Source organism: Salinibacter grassmerensis (assembly GCF_947077765.1).
Classification (GTDB): domain Bacteria; phylum Bacteroidota; class Rhodothermia; order Rhodothermales; family Salinibacteraceae; genus Salinibacter; species Salinibacter grassmerensis.
Genome location: NZ_CAMTTF010000010.1, coordinates 18695 through 38903 on the forward strand (window position 1 = coordinate 18695; position 20209 = coordinate 38903).

Annotated in this window: 13 protein-coding genes and 1 pseudogene; 6 read left to right on the top strand and 8 right to left on the bottom strand. The window is 59.8% G+C overall.

The features are described 5' to 3' along the window. Positions 1 to 2: 2 nt before the first annotated feature. Positions 3 to 698, top strand: a complete 696-nt coding sequence (locus OJB03_RS14850; RefSeq protein WP_263788792.1) for a LytR/AlgR family response regulator transcription factor — start codon at positions 3 to 5, stop codon at positions 696 to 698. A 194-nt stretch (positions 699 to 892) separates the two neighbouring features. Here OJB03_RS14850 and OJB03_RS14855 read toward each other — a convergent pair whose 3' ends face one another. Both OJB03_RS14855 and OJB03_RS14860 read right to left on the bottom strand, forming a co-directional pair. Then, positions 893 to 1111: a CopG family ribbon-helix-helix protein gene (locus OJB03_RS14855; protein ID WP_263788793.1), complete on the bottom strand. Its 219-nt coding sequence runs from the start codon at positions 1109 to 1111 to the stop codon at positions 893 to 895. A gap of 427 nt (positions 1112 to 1538) precedes the next feature. Then, positions 1539 to 2723, bottom strand: coding sequence for a peroxidase family protein (locus tag OJB03_RS14860; RefSeq protein ID WP_272507381.1), 1185 nt, complete (start codon positions 2721 to 2723; stop codon positions 1539 to 1541). 1592 nt (positions 2724 to 4315) lie between these two features. Between OJB03_RS14860 and OJB03_RS14865 the strand changes: the two genes are divergently transcribed. From OJB03_RS14865 to OJB03_RS14880, 4 genes are all read left to right on the top strand, one after another. Next, positions 4316 to 5452 carry an FIST signal transduction protein gene (locus OJB03_RS14865; RefSeq protein ID WP_263788795.1) on the top strand — a complete coding sequence of 379 codons (1137 nt, stop codon included), beginning with the start codon at positions 4316 to 4318 and terminating at the stop codon, positions 5450 to 5452. A gap of 65 nt (positions 5453 to 5517) precedes the next feature. Next, the gene (locus OJB03_RS14870; RefSeq protein WP_279323344.1) at positions 5518 to 6534 is read left to right on the top strand and encodes a sensor histidine kinase; all 1017 of its coding nucleotides are present in this window, start codon (positions 5518 to 5520) and stop codon (positions 6532 to 6534) included. A gap of 499 nt (positions 6535 to 7033) precedes the next feature. Then, positions 7034 to 7231 (top strand): DNA-binding protein, encoded by a 198-nt coding sequence (locus tag OJB03_RS14875; protein ID WP_263788796.1) that lies wholly within the window; start codon positions 7034 to 7036, stop codon positions 7229 to 7231. Positions 7232 to 7362: 131 nt separating this feature from the next. After that, positions 7363 to 7758 (top strand): type II toxin-antitoxin system death-on-curing family toxin, encoded by a 396-nt coding sequence (locus tag OJB03_RS14880; RefSeq protein ID WP_263788799.1) that lies wholly within the window; start codon positions 7363 to 7365, stop codon positions 7756 to 7758. A 714-nt stretch (positions 7759 to 8472) separates the two neighbouring features. Here the strand turns inward: OJB03_RS14880 and OJB03_RS14885 are convergent. Together OJB03_RS14885 and OJB03_RS14890 are read right to left on the bottom strand one after the other, a co-directional pair. Further along, on the bottom strand, positions 8473 to 10806 hold the full coding sequence (locus tag OJB03_RS14885) for a methyl-accepting chemotaxis protein (RefSeq protein WP_263788802.1): 2334 nt from the start codon (positions 10804 to 10806) through the stop codon (positions 8473 to 8475). A 1122-nt stretch (positions 10807 to 11928) separates the two neighbouring features. Next, positions 11929 to 12344 (bottom strand): annotated as a pseudogene (locus OJB03_RS14890) (transposase family protein); the annotation flags it as partial. Positions 12345 to 12600: 256 nt separating this feature from the next. Here OJB03_RS14890 and OJB03_RS14895 point away from each other — a divergent pair. Further along, entirely contained in the window at positions 12601 to 13176 is a 576-nt protein-coding gene (locus OJB03_RS14895; RefSeq protein WP_263788806.1) for a tyrosine-type recombinase/integrase, read from the top strand. 25 nt (positions 13177 to 13201) lie between these two features. On the opposite strand, the gene OJB03_RS14900 is transcribed toward OJB03_RS14895, so the two are convergent. The 4 genes from OJB03_RS14900 to OJB03_RS14915 all read right to left on the bottom strand — a co-directional run bounded on the left by OJB03_RS14900 (position 13202) and on the right by OJB03_RS14915 (position 19877). Continuing rightward, on the bottom strand, positions 13202 to 13489 hold the full coding sequence (locus OJB03_RS14900; protein WP_263788808.1) for a SaeA-related protein: 288 nt from the start codon (positions 13487 to 13489) through the stop codon (positions 13202 to 13204). Between the two features lie 223 nt (positions 13490 to 13712). Next, positions 13713 to 17978 (bottom strand): BspA family leucine-rich repeat surface protein, encoded by a 4266-nt coding sequence (locus tag OJB03_RS14905; protein WP_263788810.1) that lies wholly within the window; start codon positions 17976 to 17978, stop codon positions 13713 to 13715. 567 nt (positions 17979 to 18545) lie between these two features. Beyond that, the gene (locus OJB03_RS14910; RefSeq protein ID WP_263788812.1) at positions 18546 to 18776 is read right to left on the bottom strand and encodes a hypothetical protein; all 231 of its coding nucleotides are present in this window, start codon (positions 18774 to 18776) and stop codon (positions 18546 to 18548) included. A gap of 111 nt (positions 18777 to 18887) precedes the next feature. Then, on the bottom strand, positions 18888 to 19877 hold the full coding sequence (locus tag OJB03_RS14915) for a right-handed parallel beta-helix repeat-containing protein (protein WP_263788813.1): 990 nt from the start codon (positions 19875 to 19877) through the stop codon (positions 18888 to 18890). Positions 19878 to 20209 lie beyond the last annotated feature (332 nt).

Sequence of the window (20209 nt, forward strand, 5' to 3'; positions counted from 1 at the left end):
CCATGCACGTCCTGATCGTCGAAGACGAACCGATGGTGGCGCGGCGCCTGAAGCGCCTTACGCGGTTGATTCTCGGGGACAACGCGCGGATCGACCACGCCGACCGGCTCACCGGCGCCCACGAGCGGCTGTTCGACGAGGGGATCGACATCCTGCTCCTCGACCTCAACCTGCGCGGCGAGGACGGCTTCGACCTGCTGAGGACATCCGTTTCGGGGCGCTTCCACACCATCGTGGTGTCGGCGCACACCGACCGGGCGATCGAAGCGTTCGAGCTGGGTGTGCTCGACTTCGTCGGTAAACCGTTTGGACGGGAGCGGCTTGTGGAGGCCTTCCAGCGCGTCCGGACCCCATCGGAACGAAGTCATCCATCAGCCAAGTACCTCGCCGTACGTAAGCACGGAAACACGGTGCTCATTGACATCGACCGCGTGCACTACCTGGAGGCCGCTGGTGCCTACACCGAACTCATCCTCCACGACGGCACTACAGAGCTTCACGACAAGTCGCTCGGCCGCCTCGTGACGCTTTTGCCGGAGGATTTTGTGCGCATCCACCGCTCGTACGTCGCCCGACTGAGCACGATTGCCTACCTGCGTGCCCACGAGGGCAGCCGTTACGACGTGCAGCTCGACGACGGCACAACACTGCCTACGGGACGGACACGGGTTCAGTCTCTCCGGGATCGGCTCTTGTAGCCCACGTAGGCGAAGAAAGCGGATCGGTGCCAGTCGGCCTCAAACTTATGCAGACCGCCAAAACGTTCGTACCGAGAAAGACGCGCATCTATTTGCCTTGCGCGACATTTGCCTTGTGCGAATCGAAGTCGAAGGGACGGGTTTGCAGCGAAGGCGAACGTCGCCTGCGGGAGTTCTTCGAGAGCGCAAGACTCTCAGGATACGTCCTCGAAGACATCTTCGTCAGTGAGATACCCTCGCGCCTCAGCAAACGGCATGACCTGTTCTCCGAGCTCCTCGAAGCGGAGCACCGAGAGCTGCCGGCGGAGCGCATCGCGCACGATTTCGCTTCGGCTCTGCCCGATGGCCTCCGACACTTCAGTGAGCTCTCGGTCAAGGTCATCATCGAGTCGAACGGTCACAGTTGATTTCATGAAGGCCGGGGTTTTGTGGGAAGGAGCTCCTGTGTCACAGTGTAATGCGCCACCTGTAGGACGAATCTTCTGTTCCCGACCTCACTGGTCGCAGGTCGCGAAGCAGACTTTACGGCCTATCTCTTTCTCATACAAATCCGCTTTCTACATGCACGGAGGGTTGCCGTAGGGGATGTCTCGGAAACGGTGGTTTTTGAAACGACGAGCGACAGCCCTACCCACCCCGCCTGAACGGCGACAAACGCAGGTGGAGTTGTTTCAGAAGTTGTTTCTAAACCGTTTGCTTCAATACTTATCGAGCCGATCAACTTTTGAGACACCCGTTTTCAAGAGGCCTCTCCTGCCATGCGCATCGGCTACGCCCGCGTTTCTACCACGGGTCAAAACCTCGACCCCCAACTCGATGAGCTCGAAGAGGTGTCTGCTGCTACGGAATCGTGTCCGGCTGCCCGTAGGTCAGCATCTGGCCGAGCGTTCGAGGCCCGACCCCGTCGTCTTTTGGATCCCAGTTCCGATTCGTTGCCAAATAGGACCGGTCGTCTAGTTCGATCAGGCCGTAGAGGGTCTCGGCCACGATCTGCGCTCCGACCGGCCCAAGACCTTCCCCGTCTTCGAACTCCTCCGGCGCGTCCTCACGCCCGAGCTCCTCTGCCTCAGTCAGAACATAGAACCAGAGCGGAATCCCACCAGAGAGATCCGCTGCCGGCTCGGCCGTGTCGCGGGCCTCGTCGGCCACCCGGTCGATCTCGCTGGCCGGTCGTCCCATCTGCTGGGCTACTTCCTCGCCGGAGGGCAAAAGAAAGGTTTGCCCGCGAAGCAGATTGCGTGTAGCGAGCGAGGACTCCCCCTCTCGGATAAACCGGAGGTCCAGGAGGTCCGTCGCGAGTTTCGTATCTAGCTCCTCGGCGTTTTGGACATGGCGATCCTCACCGGTCTCGGTCAGCTCGTGCCAGTCGACGACCGCGTTTTCGTCGTCCAGAGGCCGAAACCCGATGCCAAAGGTGCGGCCGAAGAGCTCGTAAGCGGTCCCGCCTTTCTGGACCTGAATGCGCTCCGGCATCATCGAGTGTCCAAATCGGTAGGCCGCCACCGAAAACTCAATCGGGATGTACGGCTCCCCACCACTCGGGCAATAAAACTCCCGTCCCCGACCCTTAATTCGGTCGACGACGGCCTTCCCACAGATCTTCGGGAGGTAGTCCTCGATGATCACGTACTGGTAGTGCCAACGCACCAGGCGACGAGCCTCTTCAAACAACTCGGCGCCTTCGAGCTCTTCCCCCTCTAGGCCATTCTCGTAGAGATAGTCGACCGTCGCGTTGTGGAAACGGATCATCGCCAGTTGGAGCTGAGAGATAACCCGGTTTTCGTCGTTTCGCGGGTCACCGATTACGGCCGTCCCATCGGGGGAGCGCCATAGGTCGTGCTCCCGAAGCCCCCTGGGCTGGTCGACAGTGTCTCCATCCTCGCCGGTAATCTCGGCGGCGGTTCCGTTCTCGGCGGTTAAAAGCTTGATGTCGGCAAAGTCTCCGCGTCCGCCCCGGTAGAGGAACGGGGTCGCCTCCGGCCCCATCCCGTAAACATTGTCCAGGTCGAGGGTGGGAGTGCGCACGTTGGGAACTTCCTCTGCGCTTGCCACCGACGCTAAGCTCGTGGTCGATAAACTGGCCGAAGAAGATTTGCCCGGCGCTTACGGTATCAGTTCGATCGAAGTCCTCTCCCCCGTCCATCGGGCCGTCCTGAGCGCCGAGGGCCTCCAGTTCTTTTGATTGGGTATTGAGTGGCGGGAGCCCGTCGAATAGTCGGCCAAAACGGTCTTCATCTTCTGCTTCGTGACCATAGTGGCAGAAAGCGTCGATGCCTTCCAGATCGTTCATCCCGTGGTGCTTTGCCATAGCTAATAGTCCCTTCTGGGCAAATTTTTGACAGGTCAGTCGAATCCGTCAAGTGCGCTCGGCCTCATCCTCCCGCAGTGACCGAAAAGCACATTCTGATTCTGTAACAGGAGAAGGAGACTGCTCAGGACAAAAAGACTTTACAGAAACAACAAATATCTTATCTTTGAGAGTAAGAGCACGTAATAAATATACATTTTTCTTGTTAACTATATTCTGAGAGCATGTATACCAAAACTCAAGGCTTTGCCTGCTCCTCTTTTATATAATTGGAAACCGGCCAAGTAGAGACCGATACTGAAGGGCACTAAGGTATCCGAGATAAAGATGACCAGACCACAGGACCCAGTAGAAAGAAGACTTTCTCGCGCCCGGCAGGTCCGCTAGGCCAGTCGCCGAAGAAAAAGGGCTCTCTGGAAGTGGGCTGCCCGGGGCTTCTCGGGGAGAGCTCCTCCTCTGAAAGCAAGCCCCGAAAGCCAGTCTCGGACACTGGAAATCCAGGAGCGGGGTCTGAGGGCCGTGGGAAGACCTCCAGCCGCACGCGAGCCGACGGCCAGTAGGCTGCCTGCACCTGAGCCGCCTGCATCTGTGCCATTTGCCCGCGGGCCATTTGATCTGGGCCACCTGCCGGGCGGTTTCCAGCGTTCAGAAGCCGCCTCCCGGCAGACTTCCCCCAGGGCCTCTTGGCTGAAATGCGACCTGATGGGGCTTGGGACCATAGCAAGCCCGGCAGGCACGTGCCAATCGGGGCTGTGCCGGGCAGCTCTGTGCCGGCTATTCCACGCTGGCAACCCGCCCCGGCGTTGCCGGGGTGACCGCGCCGGCTGTACCGGCCATGCCGAAGGTGTCCATTTGCGCGAATTGAAGTCGTTTCGACTGCGTCTATATCCGGCAATGTTTATTTTCCTTCGCTCTTAGCAGTGCAGCATCAACTGCGCGTCACCAATGGGGAGCCGTTGGTTTCGATTTTACCTCCTCAAGGCGCTAGGCGCGCCGGCACATGAGTGAAATTCTGCCTCAAACAGCGCCGCGATATCCAATTAAGCTGTTATCATGGGGTCCTTGACGCAAATACTGCTCCCGGGCTTCTTCTTCGTAATTTACCGTCTACATAGCCTGAGACAAGAAGCTTGAAGTGGGAAACTGGACTAATCTTTGAGCAGGGTAGCACACATAGGAGCCGTGCGAGAGCTGTGCTCCCTCAGGAAGCGCTTTTTGCAAAGATGAGATTTTGCAGGGAAGTAGGCCTGAAAAGAAGAGACGCTTCTGCAAAGCTGTAGTCCCGCCTGTCAAAACGTTGAAGACACACATGGATGTCGAGCAGCGGCAATGGAAGAAGGAGACTGGATGGAAGACCCTTGGCAGCAAAGTCGATGGGGAGCCCGATGTCGTCTTTGTATTTGGCAGCACCGCCCACATGGAAAGCTCCGATCGGCTTAAAGAAGTCCGGGCTATCTATCCCAACGCAACTCTCGTTGGAGGCTCTACAGGTGGGGAGATTCAAGGCGAGCAAGTACTGGAAGACAGCGTGGTAACGGCCGGGATAACATTTGAAGCGACAGGCGTTGAGACCACGCGTGCAAAACTTGATAACAGCTCCAGTAGCTACGTCCGGGGAGAAGAAGTGGCCCAGTCGCTTTGCGCTCCGGACCTGTCTCACGTCTTTCTTTTGTCCGATGGGGTACGTGTCAATGGAAATGCTCTTGTCGATGGGGCGGCTCGTCACCTTCCAGAGAACGTAACGGTGACGGGGGGACTGGCCGCAGACGGAGATCGGTTCGAGCGCACACCCCTTTGGCTGGATCGCGTCTTAGAGACCCCAAGTGTCGTTGGCGTCGGCTTCTACGGGAACCGGCTCATGGTCGGTCACGGGTCGCTTGGAGGGTGGGACCCGTTCGGCCCGCGCCGCCGCATCGAAAAGTCAGATGGAGATGTCCTATATGAGTTTGACAATCATACTGCCCTGGAGCTCTATGAGCGCTACTTGGGGCCATACGCTGAGGACTTGCCTGCAAGCGGCCTACGGTTCCCTCTGGCGATTCAAGGCCCCGACCAATCTCATGAGATTGTGCGGACGGTCGTTGGCATGGATGAAGACGACCAGAGCGTGACCTTTGCAGGCAGCGTTCCGGAGGGGTCGTACGCCCGCCTGATGAAGGCGAACAACGAGCGTCTCATCGATGGCGCGATTGGGGCGGCAGAGTCGAGCCGTGGAGACCTGGGAGACACGCCCGCCGACCTTGCCTTGCTCGTCAGCTGCATCGGCCGAAAGCAAGTGCTAAAGCAGCGGATCGAAGAAGAGGTCGAGCAAGCAACCAGAAAGCTTGGGCGAGGCACAAGCACAGTGGGCTTCTACGCGTACGGGGAGATTGCCCCAGCGCCGGAGACTCAAATGTGCGAGATGCACAACCAGACGATGACGATAACAACGTTCGCCGAGCGGTAAATACAAAGCCACAGATACAGAACTAGAGCGCCCCCAAAAGCATTCTCGCCCAGATGCACAACCTTTTGGAGCGACAGCTTGAGAAGCACCTAGGCAGCCCGGATGACATTCCCCGAGAGCTGGAAGACTTTATTCAGGCGGTAGACAAGTCCTACACCCAAGCCGACGAAGACCGAGAATTGCTCGAACGGTCGCTGGAGCTGACCTCCGAGGAGCTTGTCGAGCGCAACGAGCGTCTCCGTGATGAACTTGCCCGCCGCCGGGAGTCGGAGAAAAAGCTTCTGGAGGCTAAAAAGCAGGCTGAAGAAGCGAAGGAACAGGCCGAGGAGGCCAAAGAGCGAGCCGAGAAAATGGTACAGCTCAAAAACGCGTTTCTAGCAAACATGAGTCATGAGATCCGCACGCCTCTGACCTCGATCCTCGGGTTCGCCGGAGCAATCGGGGACGAGGTCGAGGCGCTCAAGAAGCAGTTTGGCGAGGCTGACTTTTCGCAACTAACCTATTTTTCCCGGCTGATCGAGAAGGGCGGGACGCGCCTCCTTGAGACCCTGGAGGGGGTGCTCAACCTGTCAAAGTTGGAGTCGGGCCAAATGGAGCTTTCCTCCGCGCCTGTTGATCTGTCGGGGCAAGCCTCTCAGGTAGCCCAGGAGTTCCGCGCAAAGGCCAACGAAAAAGAGCTTGAGCTAAAGATCCAGAAAGACAAGACGCCCCTTGAGGCTTGGGCCGATGAAGGCGGAGTCCAAATCGTTTTGCAGAACCTTATTTCCAATGCGATCAAGTACACCGAGCCTGGCGGGGAGGTATGTGTTCGGTCCTACCGCCAAAACGGGTCGGCGGTAATAGAAGTCGAAGATACCGGCATTGGCATGAAGCCGGAGGCCGCCGAAGATCTGTTCGAGCCGTTCCGGCAGGCCTCCAAGGGAATGAGCCGGAAGTACGAGGGAACTGGCGTAGGACTGGCAGTGACGCAAAAGGCCATAGAGCAGATGGACGGGAGCATTGAGGTAGAGACCCAAAAAGGAGAAGGGAGCTGCTTTGCTCTGCGCCTGCCTTTGACTGAAGAAAAACCTGCGCCTGCGTAGGCCCTAGGGCTTGGCGGAGGATCACCTGGAAACGCTACGGGAAACCGTCACGGAGGAACGCCACGGGAAACTCCCACGGGGAAACGTCACCTGCGCTAGCGCTGAGGACTTCGGTGGCGGCAGAAGCGCCCAAATGCCCCCTTCCCCGAAGGCATCTGCGTTTCTCTAAGCATCCCTCCGAAGACACTTGCGCCCTTGGCGCCCTCGCGACCAGGCACACGCGGCTCAATCACAACTCAATGATGCCTCCAAGGGCGACACCTCCAAGAGGGGTACGTTCCAAAGGAGATACACCCCAAGCAAGGGGAATATCTTCAGGCAACGGCTCTGAGGGCGTCTCCAACGTGGGAGCGCCTCTCACCTGCAGAGCCGATGCTTGCAGAGATGGTGACCCCGGCAAGCTTCACGTTCCGCCGGAACCGCTGCCTTCGATCCAGGCTGGAAACGTCTGATTCACTGAGCGTTGAAGAAGTGACCAATCATCCACCCTTCTGAAGCTATGAAAACACTCACAATCCAGCTCTCCGACGACACCGCGGGCCGCCTGGAGGCTCTCGCTGATCAGCTCGGAATGTCCACAGAAGAGGTCGCGCAGGTAAGCATCGACGATCAACTCAAACGCTTGGGCCGCGGATACGAGGAGGCCGCCGAAGAGGTCTTGTCGAAGAATGCTGAACTCTACCAACGTCTTTCGTAATCGAGGTCTTTCATAATCGAGGTCTCTCCCCGGCAGGAGTCTCTCAGGAGTCTCTCGTCGTTGGACCCCGACACAGCTGGCCATTCATAGGTGGCTATTCCCGTCAGCTCCACTATACTCGTCGAGCAATTGTGCGGTACCTGAGCGTCACTGAAGTTCTTGATCTCCATCGCCGCCTAATCGAAACGTCGGGAGGGAGTCCGGGACTTCGAGACCGGGGCGCTCTCGTCTCGGCCGTCCGCCAACCCCAAATGCAATTCGGCGGAGAAGAGCTACACTCCTCGATTGCTGAGAAAGCAGCGGCGATCGGGTTTACCCTGGTCCAGAACCACCCGTTTGTGGATGGAAACAAGCGGGTGGGCCACGCTTCGATGGAAGTATTCCTTAGGCTAAACGGCTGGGAGACCGTCGCTTCCGTGGATGAGCAGGAACGTCTTATCCTCGACGTAGCGGGGGGAACGGTCAGTCGGGACGAACTGACGGAGTGGCTTTCTGCTCACGTTGAACGCCTACAGTCTCCGGAGTAAGCTTTTTCCCAGAGGCAACCCCCGAGCACACAGCCCCGGCCTGACCGTGAATGCACCCGCGGAATTGTGCCGATTTGCCGGAGGTGGTGCCTGAGGCCGCGCAGTGACGAGCATGCGTTACGCAGAAGTGAGGAGCGTAATGATCGGGGCTTTGTCAACGGGAAAATTTGATACCCGATTTCGGGTCATGAGTTGCTATCGGGCCCGAGATCGGCGGCGAGTAGCCGTTTCAGAACGCCTCTGCAGGGATGACCCGTCGGCTTCGTCGCGAGGGGCCTTTGCCTTGCCCCGAAGGCATCTGCGTTTCTCCGGCCATCTCTCCGAAGACACTTCCGCCCTTGGTGCCCTTGCGACCAGGCACATGCGGCTCAATCATAACTCAATCGTGCTCCCGAGTGCGACACCTCCAAGAGGGATGCATTTCAAGGGAGATACATCCTAGGGGGGATATTTTCAGCCAACAGCTCCGAGGGCGCCCCCGACGTGGGAGCATCTCCGACGTGGGAGCGCCTCTCACCTGCAGAGCCGATGCCTGCAGAGATAGTCGTACCGAACAAGCGGCCGGAGGCTCAGCCGGCTGAAGCTTAAGCAGCTGAGATCCGGCTAGCTAAGGTCCAGAAGGTCCGGCCAGACAAGGTCCGGCTGGGGGCCCAGCCGGGGTCCAGTCGGCCACAGGCCAACTGGCTATAGACAGTTCAGCTGCAGACCAACCAGCTACAGAGAGCCAGCGGTGGAGGAGTGCCCGTCGCCTCCGTATTCCCCTGGCGCCGGCTTGGGAGACCCCGGCTCGGGAGCCCCCGGATTGGGAGCCCCTTCCCGGTGGGAGCGGGCTTCTGCTCCCAGATCGAACGCCTCGACCCCCTCTCGCAGCCGCCGAACCGTCCCCTCCAGGTCCTCCGACGCCCCGGCAACCTCCGTCACTCCCTGGGCGGACTCCTGGGCCGCCGCCGAGATCGACTGGACGCTCTGGGCTATCTCCTCGCTGGTGGTGGACTGCTCCTCGGAGGCCGCCGCAATCTCGTCGGCCTGCTTCTCGACCTTCCCGATCGAGCCGACCACCTCCTCGATCGCCTCCCCGGCCTGCCCGGCCAGCTCCAGCCCCTCCTCCGCCTTCCGGCTGCTCCGGCGGGCCGACTCGACCGCCTCGCTGGTCTCGGACTGGACCTGCTCGATCATCTCGGCGATCTCGGTCGTGGCCCGGTCGGCCTCCTCCGCAAGCTCCCGGACCTCCTCGGCCACCACCGCAAAGCCCTGGCCGGTCTGGCTCCCGGACTCCCCGCCAGCCCGAGCCGCCTCAATCGCCGCGTTCAGGGCGAGCAGGTTGGTCTGCTGGGCAATCTCGTCGATCTGCTCGATGACCTTGCCGATCTTCTCGCTGGACTGGCCGAGCCGCTCGATCGTGTCGGCGGTCTCCCCGACCGCTCCTGCAATCTCTTCCATCTTCTCGGTGGTCTGGCCGACGACCTCCCCGCCGCGCTCGGCCTGCCGGCTGCCGGACTCCGCCGCCTCGGCCGCCGAGTGGACGCTCTTGGCGTTCTCGCTGATCGTCTGGTTCAGCTCCTCGACCGCCGCGGCCACCTCCTCGGCCTGGGCGGACTGCTCCTCGGCGCTGGCGGCCATCTGGTCCGACGACGCAGAGATCTGGCTCGACGCGGAGGCGGTCTCGTCTGCCGCCTCTTTCACATCTGAGAGAAGCCGGCGAATGCTCCTTACCGCCTGGTTGAATTCCTCGAAGAGGCGGTCCATCATGGCCTTTTGGTCACTGAGATCGCCGTCGGCGTCCTCAAGGCGTGCCTGCACCGTCAGGTCCCCGTCGGCGAACCGGTTCATCGCGTCCAGCATCGTCTCGATGTTCTCGCTGAGATAGGCACGCTGCTCATTCGCTTTGGCCTTGGCGGCCTTCGCCTCACGGGCCGCCTCACGGGCCGCCTCACTTTTCTCTTCCATCTGGGTCATTGCCTCCTGGATTTGGCGCACCATCGTGTTGAATGAAGCGGCCAGTCGCCCCACCTCATCCTGCGTGTCGCGCTCCACGTGCACGCTGTAATCCCCGTCCGCGGCAGCATCTGCAGCGGCGGCCAACTCCTGTATCGGGCCAATAACCGTCCGCCGCGCCGCCACGTACAGGATGCCGGCGATGATGACGAGGAGGGCACTGCCGAAGAGAAAAATCATCCTCCGTGCGCCAGTGAGCTGGGCATTGATGTCACGATCCGGATAGGCGGCGACAATTGTGAATCCCCACGCTTCGAAGGTTGACCGCCGCACGTTCCACGCCTTTCCTTTACTGCTCCCCTTCTTACTGGACCCGCCCTCGTTGGCAAGTGCAGACTGTAGCTTGTTGGGACTGATGTGCTTTGAGTTGAACATAACCTCTCCTTCCCCGTCCAGCACGGCCAAGAACCCGTTCTCCAAGATGCGGGTCTCCTGGACGGATGCTTCAAGCGCCTTCATTCCACTCAGCTCATACCCTACGTACCAGATGCCCACCACGTCGCCCTGGGCATCCCGCATCGGTTCGTATCCCGTCAGGTATTTGTCTCCCAAGATGTCGACAATTCCGTAGTAGGACTCCCCGTCGGTGATGGCCGCGTAGGCGTTGCCGTCCGGATTCAGAACAGTTCCCACGGCTCGGCTGCCGTCGTCTTTTGTCACGTTGGTGCTAACGCGAACGAACGTGTCGCCGTCGCGCACAAACAGCGTGGCCGTCCCCCCAAGTTGCTCGGTAACCTGATCCGGCAGTTGATAGCGGCCCACCTGGCTGACACGGCCAAACTGCAGGTCCGGCACCGCTTTCCCCTCAAGCGACGTTCGTCCTCGCAGAGCAGGGGTGCCGAGTTGCCGGGCCTCGTCTTTCAGGGCCCGTATTCCACTGCGTACCATCTGCAGGCGGAGCCGGTTGATGGCTTGCATCCGCTCTGTGAAGCGCGCCGCACTGCTTTCGGCTTTCTCCTGGGCGGCTTGCCGGACATCGTCGCCAATTCGCATCGAGACGACAACCCCCGCTGCCACCACGCCCAGTCCGACCACGAGAATAATCGGAATCATAAACTTGGCGGCAATACGGGTGGTAGCGGCCGACCAAAGAGCAGTTAGGTATTTCACAACAGAATCTCAGTCCTATGTCGAATCTTGCATCGAGAGAGAAGCTTCAGCAGACCGTCTGGGGAACCGATCGAACTAACGCGAGGGGCCAACACGTCGGGCCAGCATCATGTCGGGCCAGCATGGCGGGCATGCGCACGTGAAAATACCGTAGGTACAACCGGTCACGTACAACCGGTCACGCACGACCGGTCACGTACAACAGACCCGCCAAGTGACTCTGCCCTTGAGTTCATCTCAGTCGCGGGTTGAGTTGGCAAATTTCGACGCGAGGTCGGCACGTCCCAGATTGCAGTGAAGGATCTTCACCAGAAGGCTTCTCCGGCAACAGCAGGCTCGTCCAGAGGCCATGCCAGAACCGGGCCTGCACCTGGTTCATGAACTGGCACCGGAGGCCAGAAAAGCTCTTTTCGACTTGCTGCCTGGACCGACTGACGGTCGAGTGGCCTTCACCCGGATCGTTCGATGGCGCCGGCGCGAGGGGTTTGAGCATGGCCGTCAAGCCAGTCGATTCGTCAAGCCAGTCGATTCGTCAAGCTAGTCAGAGAGCGCGCGGCCCCGATGCCCTCATCGGCCAAAAGGACGCGCCCTGGAGCCGGAGCATCTGCGATCGCCTCGGCGTCGCTAAAGCCGGGACTGCTAAAGCCGGGACTGCTAAAGCCGAGATCACCGCTTACGGACCGATGCTAGCCAGCTCCCTTCAGATGGGACCGCATCGGATGAGGCCGCAACGGATGGGACCGCAGTTAGTCGTCAACGAATAGGTAGTATTCGGTCAGATGAGTTTTGAGGTCACGAGTTTTCTCACCGTCCATAAGCCATCGGGGCGAAACGGTCCAAGGATCGAGCAACTGCTCAATATTGTGAGCCAGTCGCTTCGACGGTTATCTCTGCTTTCCAACCCGCAATTCGATTTGAGTTATCGGTGCATATCCAAAACCTTTAAGAGACCATTAAGAGAACATCTTGACTTCAACCTTAGTTAACAGACGTTTCCAAAAACAACCCTCCGTGCAAGTAGGGAGTGGACTTGCGTGAGAAGTGCGAATCAGGGGTTGAGAGCAAGGAGGAGCATCGCGGCGGCGAGCCGACCGAAGCAAGACGATCGGAAGCAACCTCCGCCCCGGAGGCCCGCTGCCATTTCGCCACACGGGTCGGCATCGAATCGGCGATGCGAATCATCTCGCTAGGGGGCTTTTACAGCCAACTTCTGAGAGGGCTTCTTGGGCCAGTGGAGCAAAAACGGCGCTCAGGCGACCCGGACGGCGGTTGTAGCTCTCCTGCGTGGGCAGATCCGGAAACCACTCCAAAAAGTGCTCTTCAACCCGGAGGTGAATCTCGCTGATAGTCGTCCGCTTTTTGATGAGCTTAAGCACGTAAGAAGCTATCGCTGTTTTCAGCACCTCCTCGTCGGTAACATCCGGCTGGTCATTGTTGCTCTGCCGCTGGGCCACTGCGCCGAGCCGGCCTCGGTAGCGCTGTCAGCACCCTGACTATCAGAACCCGTTTTACCGCCGGTGTCTGTCGGCCGAAGGGATGCCTGGCCGGATGGCCGATTTTCGTGAATGCGTTACGCAATTCCGCCGATATGCCGGATTGCCGCGTAGCGGCGCGCATCCGTTACGCAAAGAGGCGGATGCGTAACAATCGGGTGCGGCAAGGGTTTTTGGAAACAAGAGGGGTTTTGCCCCGACTCTGACCCGCTTCCGACCTGCTTTCCGGCTCGCCTTTCGGCTCATGGCTCGCCCCGACAAGCTCCCGAAGATCCTAACTCAGGAGGAGACGTCCTCGCTCTTAGGTCAGCCGAACCGGCGATACTTCGGCCCCCATCGCGACTACCTCTACATGAGGTTGATGCTCAAGGCAGGACTTCGGGCGTCGGAAGCGACGGCACTGCGGCCCGAGCATGTTGACCTCATAAGCGGAAAACTGACGGTCCGGGAAGGCAAGGGCGCGAAGGACCGGACGCTTTGGGTTGGAGAAGACCTCCTGGAGGAGCTCCGAGAATGGATGGACCGGCGGCAGGAAACCACCGGAGGTTCGGGCTACCTGCTCTCAACTTCGAAGGGAACGCAGGTGGCCACCTCTCACCTGCGCCGGTCGGTGAAGCGCTATGCCCGGAAGGCTAAGATCGAAGAGGTCGGGCGCGTGTCTCCGCACACCTTGAGACATACCTTCGCCACGCGGCTCTACCGGGAAACGGGAAACATCCGGCTCGTGCAAAAGGCCCTCGGGCACTCCGACTTGTCCACAACGATGATCTACACCCACGTCGTCGACGAGGAACTGGAGGGCGCGATGAAGGGCCTGTAGCTGGCGGAAAAGTCTCACATGTGTCCTACGGCCGGTCGGGTGGGCCGGAGAAGGGCGTCTTCTCGACCTCATCGGACGGGTCGCTCTCGGAGCTCTCTCCACTTTCCTCGGCCACGCTGGTCACGACGTAGTAGTACGTCGTCCTGTTCTCAGCAGTCCCGTCGGTGTAGCTTGTCTGACCGATGCCGGTCTCCAGCGGTCCGGAAGAGGCGTCTACGCCCGAGGAGGTGCTCCGGTAGACGCGGTAGGTATCTGCTCCGTCCACGGCGTCCCAGCTCAGACCGATCGCCCCGTCTTGCGAGGAAGCGCTCAAGCCCGACGGCGTAGCGGGAGGCGCTGGCCCGTTCCCGCCATTGGAGCCGCCTCCGCTGCAGGCAGGAAGCGTTAAGGCAAGGATCACCGTAAGGAAAAGTACGGGAAGACGACCTGCATCAGTCCTGCTCTCAAGAAGCAACCAGCCGGATGGTGAAGTCATAGTCTGTGAGACAAATTCGTCAGTAAGACGAGCCGGTCGAGAGAGTGAAGCGAAAAGCGCCTCAGCGCACGACGGTGATCTTCTGGGTGCGGGTCTTGCCGCCAGCCTTGAGCCGTCCGAAGTAGACCCCGCTGGAGAGCTGGCTGGCTCGGAGGTCTACCCGGTGACGCCCGGCCTCTTTCTGGCCGCTTTCCAAAGTGGCGACCCGCCGGCCGAGCACGTCGTAGACCTGCAGGCTGACTTCCTCGGCCTCCGGCAGGGCGTACTCGACGGTCGCCTGCCTCCGGGCCGGGTTCGGGTAGGACGTTAGACTCACCTCATCGGGAAGGACCTTATCCGTCTCACCCTCGACGTAGCCGTCGGTGCCGACCGCAAGCTTGAGCTGAGCAGTCTTGCCTTCCAACTTGACCTTGGCGGCTTCTTCCTTCCGCAAGTCGTAGGTTTTTCCGGCCGCAGGGTGGAGGAGGGCTACCGACCGCCCCTCGACCGCGCCGAGGTGCCCCGCGGCAAGCGTGATCGGGCCGCCAGCCTGGCTTGACAGGCGCAAGGCAAAGGTCTCCCCATCGCCCTCCACCGGCCGGCGCTCGGCCATGAGGACGCGTGCACGCTTCAACTCGGCCTTGCCCGAGGCCCCCTCGGAGGTTTCCCCAAGGTCTTCCTCGGAGGCCCTGATCCGTAGGCTCGTTTTTGCAAATCGGCTCGGCGGGGCGATCAAGTCCTCCGGACCGATCCCCGGCTCTGCGCCCTCGCGAAGTCCCACCTGTACGGTCGAGCCTGCACCTTCCGCGCGGGCCGGCGTCGCCGTGAGGGACAGCATCGCCGACTCCCCCTCCTTCTCCTTCGACATCTCGGATGAGGCCGCGCTTCCCGGCGCGCCGGGGTAGGGAATCACCAGTGAGTCCCGTTCGCTCTCGCCGTTGAAGAAGTAGTAGGCCTCGCCGGTGGCCGCCGAGGCGAAGGTGGCCGTCGAGTCGAATGTCCCGCCAAACGACCAGATCGGCTGCAGATCCCCGCTGGTCGCATCTTCGACGGCGGCCCAACTCACGTCCTTGCCGAAGGGATTGGACACGACGTTCCAACCTTCCCGCAGCCCAATCGCCGTGGCGGAGTCTCCCCGCAGGTCCACCGTCGGGATCGGCTCCTCGAAGGTCCACTCGCTGGTGGCGGTCAGCCAAAAGCCGTTGCCCGCCTGGAAGGTGAAGCTGCCGGACCCGTCGTACTTCTGCAGAAAGTCCCCCTCGGTCCCATCATCGTAGTAGGCCTGCCACTGGCTGCCGGCCTCCCCGCTCACGGCGTCGGCCAAGGGGCGATCAGCTTGACCCGGAAGGGCCACCAGCCGGTAGCTGGTCGAGTCGGTGGCCCCGCCAAACGTGCGGCTGGCGGAAGCGGTGACCTCCTGCGGGTAGAGGAAGGCGTTGACCTCGCTCGAAAGGGCGCTCTCACTACCGGACGCGTCGACGGCGGTCACCCCATAGCGGTACGTGCGGTTTTCGGTGGCGGTGGTGTCGGTGAAGTCTGTCTCCGAGATCAGGCCCTCAGTGAGCCCCGCGCCGCTTGTGTCCGGCGCCTGGCCCGCGGAGCGGTACAGGCGGTAGCCGGCCAGATCATCAGTCATGACTGAGTTCCAGGAGAGGAGTACCTGCTGGCTCTCCACGGTGGCTGTCAGCCCACTCGGCGCTGATGGTGATACCCGTTCAGTAAGACCTCCGTCGTTGATCGTCCAGCCCTCTTTCTCGATGATCGACTGGCGGGCCGATTCCGCGCCTGAGGTATATTGGCTCTGGCCGGCGTCAAATGTCAGGCCGTCGGTTAGGTCCAACTGGGCCCACCCGGTCAGAAGTGCGTCGTAGTTTGACGGGGAGAGCTTTGCCCCCCCGCCCAGGAAGTTCTCGAAGGAATTGGCAAAGTCCCTGGAGTCATCAACACTTGAGACATCCCATTCAGCAAGACTCTGATCGAAGGCGGTAGCGCCGTTAAACATTCGATCCATGTTTGTCACACTGGAGACATCCCAGTCGCCGATGTCCTGGTTGAAGCTGGTGGCCCTGGCGAACATGCCAGACATGTTAGTCACGCTAGAGACATCCCAAGAGCCGATTGGCTGGTTGAAGCTGCTAGCGCCGCTGAACATGGCGAGCATGTTGTTCACATTGGAGACATTCCAGTCGTTGAGCGGCTGGTTGAAACTGCTGGCATTGGCGAACATGACGAACATTCTGGTTGCGCTGGAGACGTCCCAGGAGCCGACCGGCTGGTTGAAGCTGCTGGCACCTCTAAACATGAGGCCCATGTTGGTGACGTTGGAGACATCCCAGTTGCCGATGTCCTGGTTGAAGCTGGTGGCGCCGGCGAACATGCCGTACATATCAGTCACGTTGGAGACATCCCAGTCGCCGATGTCCCCGTTAAAGCTGGTGGCGCCATTGAACATGTAGGCCATATCGGTCACCCCAGACAAGTCCGGGGTGTCGGCCGCATTATAAATCATGTTCTCTGCTCCTGAGAAAGCCCTTCCCATACTCTCCCACTGGATGTCTCCCCATTGTTCAATCGACTGGAGCCGTCGGGCGTTGGCCTGGTCCTCGCCACCAGAGTTCGCGTTGAGGTAGATCCGCGGAAATGTGCCGCTGATCTCGACCGTATATCTCCCAGCCTCCTTGTAGGAATGGCTGGGATCCGGGTCCGCTCCGGAGTAGGTCTCGGTCGTCCCGTCTCCCCACTTGATCTGAAAGTCGTAGTCGGAGGCGCTTTGCGCAGTGGGAATCGTGACCGATGAGTCTGGAGAGGTCGTCTTCCAGGTCGTGACGAACACATTTGAGCCCGTGACTTCAAGATCCACCTCAAGCGGACTTTTCTCGTTTGAGGCATTGTGTACGATCTCGAGAGTGGCTTCATGCCCGCCAGGCGTCTCCGGGTCGTACTGGACCCGGGTAGAGTCCTTCTCGCCGGGAGGCACTTCGATTTGTCCAGAAGAGAGCACCTCAAAGTGCTCGGCGCCTGGCCCCTTGAGATCCACCTGGGCCGTGAGTGCCGCATTTCCGGTGCTACGGAGCGGGAGCACCAAAGTATCTGCAGGTGGATTTCCTACAACCGCGCCGGGGAGCGCTACGTCGGGCGTGACGTACGGCGAGGTACCTTGCGAAGTGAGAGGGGCCATGACCTCTTGCAGGCTTGTGCGGTTGTCGGCAGGGCCGAATTTTTCATGGACCGAGACGCCCCAGGATGCGTCTCCGGTCTCTCCATCGGAGCCTACTGGCACCTCCTCCCTGTAGAGCAGTTCAGGACTGGAAAAAGTCGGGACTCTAGTGGCGTAAACCTCTTCGAAGCGATTGTAGGACATGACCGATACATACGGGTCGTCGTTGTAGATCCACCGCCAGCCGGCCGCATACTCGGTGCGTCCTCCATCTTCACCTGCCGCATTAGCGTCCTGCATGCGACTGTGAGCCATCCCCGTGTTGTGACCAAGCTCGTGGATGAACGTGTGCGTAGAAAGAAAAATGGAGCGGACACTTGTGACAGAGAACCCAAGTCTAGCGTTACCAGACCGATCCCAGTTGGGGGGGGACCAGGCTATTCCACCGCCGTAATCGATGAGCAAGGCCACCAAGTCTGCCTGGTACTCATGTCGCCACTGGTGCACCTCACTCATATACTCGCCGTTCACAAAATCCTGCGTGTGCGAGTCGGTCAGGCGTCTCAGGTCGGCAGCTTTATCTCCAGACCCCTCGTACTGAACCTCCTGGTGATGGACCAGATTGAGCTTTAATTCCACTTCCGTGTTTTCAATCGTCTCACGAGCGTTTCCCACCGCCTGCGAAATTGCAAAATCGATGTCTGCGCCCCGCTCTTCAGCCTCTGCTGCTGCAACAGGGGTATATACGACCATCACGTCAAGCTCGGAAGAGTCCTTCGAGGCACGTGCTGAGGAGGAATTATAGGACTCGCGAGGCCCTGCCCCCCCAATCTCTTCTTCCTTACCCCTCCCCGAGTCCGACTCAGGGGGAAGGATCGCGTCGTCCTGGAGACCCTGCTCGTAGACTTCCGGCCCGTGCTCAACCAGCATGTGGGTGTCTCGGGCAGAGTTGTAGTGGACCTCGAAGGCTCCACGGTGCTGGCCGATGGGGCGTGCTAAAAGGCGCGTGCGCCCTTCCCGGTAGGACAGGACGAAGTATCCCCACTTTCCGCTATCGAGATTACCACGCACCTGCGTGACGCCGGGCACATCCTCAGTCACGTCCGTGACGGTGCCAGTGTATTGGTCTTGAAATAACGACAACTGAACTTGGTCTCCTTCTCGAACGGAGCCGCTTTCTAAAGGACGCATGTCAAGCGCAGCTTGGCCTCGCCTCCGCTCGTGGCCTTTCTGCTCTACCCAAGATTTTTGAGTCGGGCCGTCGGCGCGGACTAGTTCCCATTCCGCGTCAGTTTGTCCGAGGGCCGGTGTTGCGGAGACAGCAAGGCTACAAATTACCGCGGTGAGGAAAAGGGCGCAGAGGCGCGGAAAGCGCGTCATAGATGCTAAAGTTGTGCAGTCGAAGCTACGCGAAGCAAGAGGTGACGATATACGCACTCGCCTACATCGGATGTCGGAATTCGTGAAACGCCTGCACTCTGCATAGCCCTTGAGGTCACTTTTTTACGGCCATTAATTACTTCAGCACAGGTATAGTCAGAGAATTGCGTCAATCCGGACTTGCATTATATCCAAAAGATTGCCGAAATAAAAAATCTCCACTAAAGGATTTGGGCAGCGGTGCTCAATCTGCCCCTACGCTTGCTCAAACTGCAGATCTAGCAAAACGCAAGTATACAGTTTTCGGGCCCTGATGCAACTCCGATCTTGAGGGTCTCTCCGAAGCGACAGGTTGAAGAGAAGCGACAAGTTAAATACTTACTCGAAGCGGGCACAGAAGCTCTCACAGAGGGTTTTCATCCGCTGAAGGGTGATCGACTGCCCCGTGGACTTCGACTGGTTTGGGACCTCCTGCTCAGCCTGCTTGGCGGCCCGCTTGTGAAGCTTATCCAACCGCTCTTGGCTCAAGGCGTCGATCTGCTCCTGGGTCAGGCCTGAGAGAAAAACGTCCATCACGTCGATGTTGAGCGCCTCCGTCCGGTCCTCCATCTTCGGCTTCTCGGGCCGCTCCTGGCCGCTCTGGGCGCGGAAGCTCGTCTCTTCAGGACACTACCCTTTTTGAGTTAGGCCCGCGAAGTGCCTGACGGGACCAAGCACCGATTAGCTTCCGCCGGTGCTCACTTCGAGCCCACCGTGGAGCGGAATGCCTGGGTCCTGAAACGAGTCTTGAAACGTTCCCGCGCTCCGGCCTCGGTTAATCAGAAAGCCCTTCGGCTCGGGCATCCTGTTTCCTGCACACCCGGTGCCTGGCGTGCCGACATGCGAGGAGTTGTCGCTGTTTCCAGTGACCGTCCAGTTTTTCACGCCGTCTACCACGAACCCGTATCCCATGCGGCTGCCCTCCAAGACGTTGTTTTTCACCGTGGCTCCCCGGTTGCGGTCGCCGGCGTGATGACACCAGTTCCAGGCGGAAGGTCCCATTCCCAAGGCAATTTTGATCAGAGCTCCCCGCGCGTCGATGGTATTTCCTTCAACCACCGTCCCGCTGTAATCACTGTGGACGGCATTCCCATCGTTGCCGTAGTCCACCATGTTGATGCCTCCGAGAAGCGTCCTGTTCTCGGCAATGATCGTGTTGTCCTTCACCGCTGAGCCGGCTGCCCCGAAGATGACGATCCCGCCATCAGTAGCGTCGACAATTCGGTTCCCTACTATTTCGGAATCCTCGCAAGAAAGAGAAATGCCGTCCGCCCACCTCCCATCAGCTGTCCCGGCAGGCCCGAACGTGCTGCTTCTGACGGTGATATTCCGGCAGCTTCCACCCCACTCCGGAAGTTGAAGCGTAGACCAGCTCCTCGTGTTTTTCGCCTTCACGTTCTTGACCACTGCGCCCCGGGCATCACGCCCAAAAATCAGGAGGGCCTCCCCATCTTTGTATCCATACTCCGGCCGATTCCCATCTACGATCACGCTTTCGATCGCCACATCGGTCTGATCGGTTTCTCTGATCACACTCGTTAGATCAGACGAACTGATTTTCAGTACCGCTCGCTCTTCACCCGATGGCCGACCCTCCGTGTAGATGCTTTGCCCATCGCTGGTGTAGTCCAGCTGCTGACTGACCTCGAACTCCGCGCCTTTGCAAAGCACGGCATCCCCGCCGCCATTGAGCGCAGACTGAATGGCACCGCCTGTCCCAGAGGTGATGCAACTGCTCGTGGCCGGCTCCTCATCTGCAGGCTGATCGGAGCTTCCGCCTGGAGATTGGTCACATCCGGTCAGCATTCCGACCAGCAAGACTGCAGCGAAAGGGAGGATGGCTGTGGCTCGGGTCATCTCTGGCTCCGTCCTTGGCTTTTGGACACTTTTTGTGCTCCATGCTGGGCATTCGGCACAATACAAAGACTAGGCTTGGGAATGATTCGATCAGGGAGCCGGAGTCTTCCCGCCAGCCGACTGCCGGGGCTGCACTGGCCGCGCGC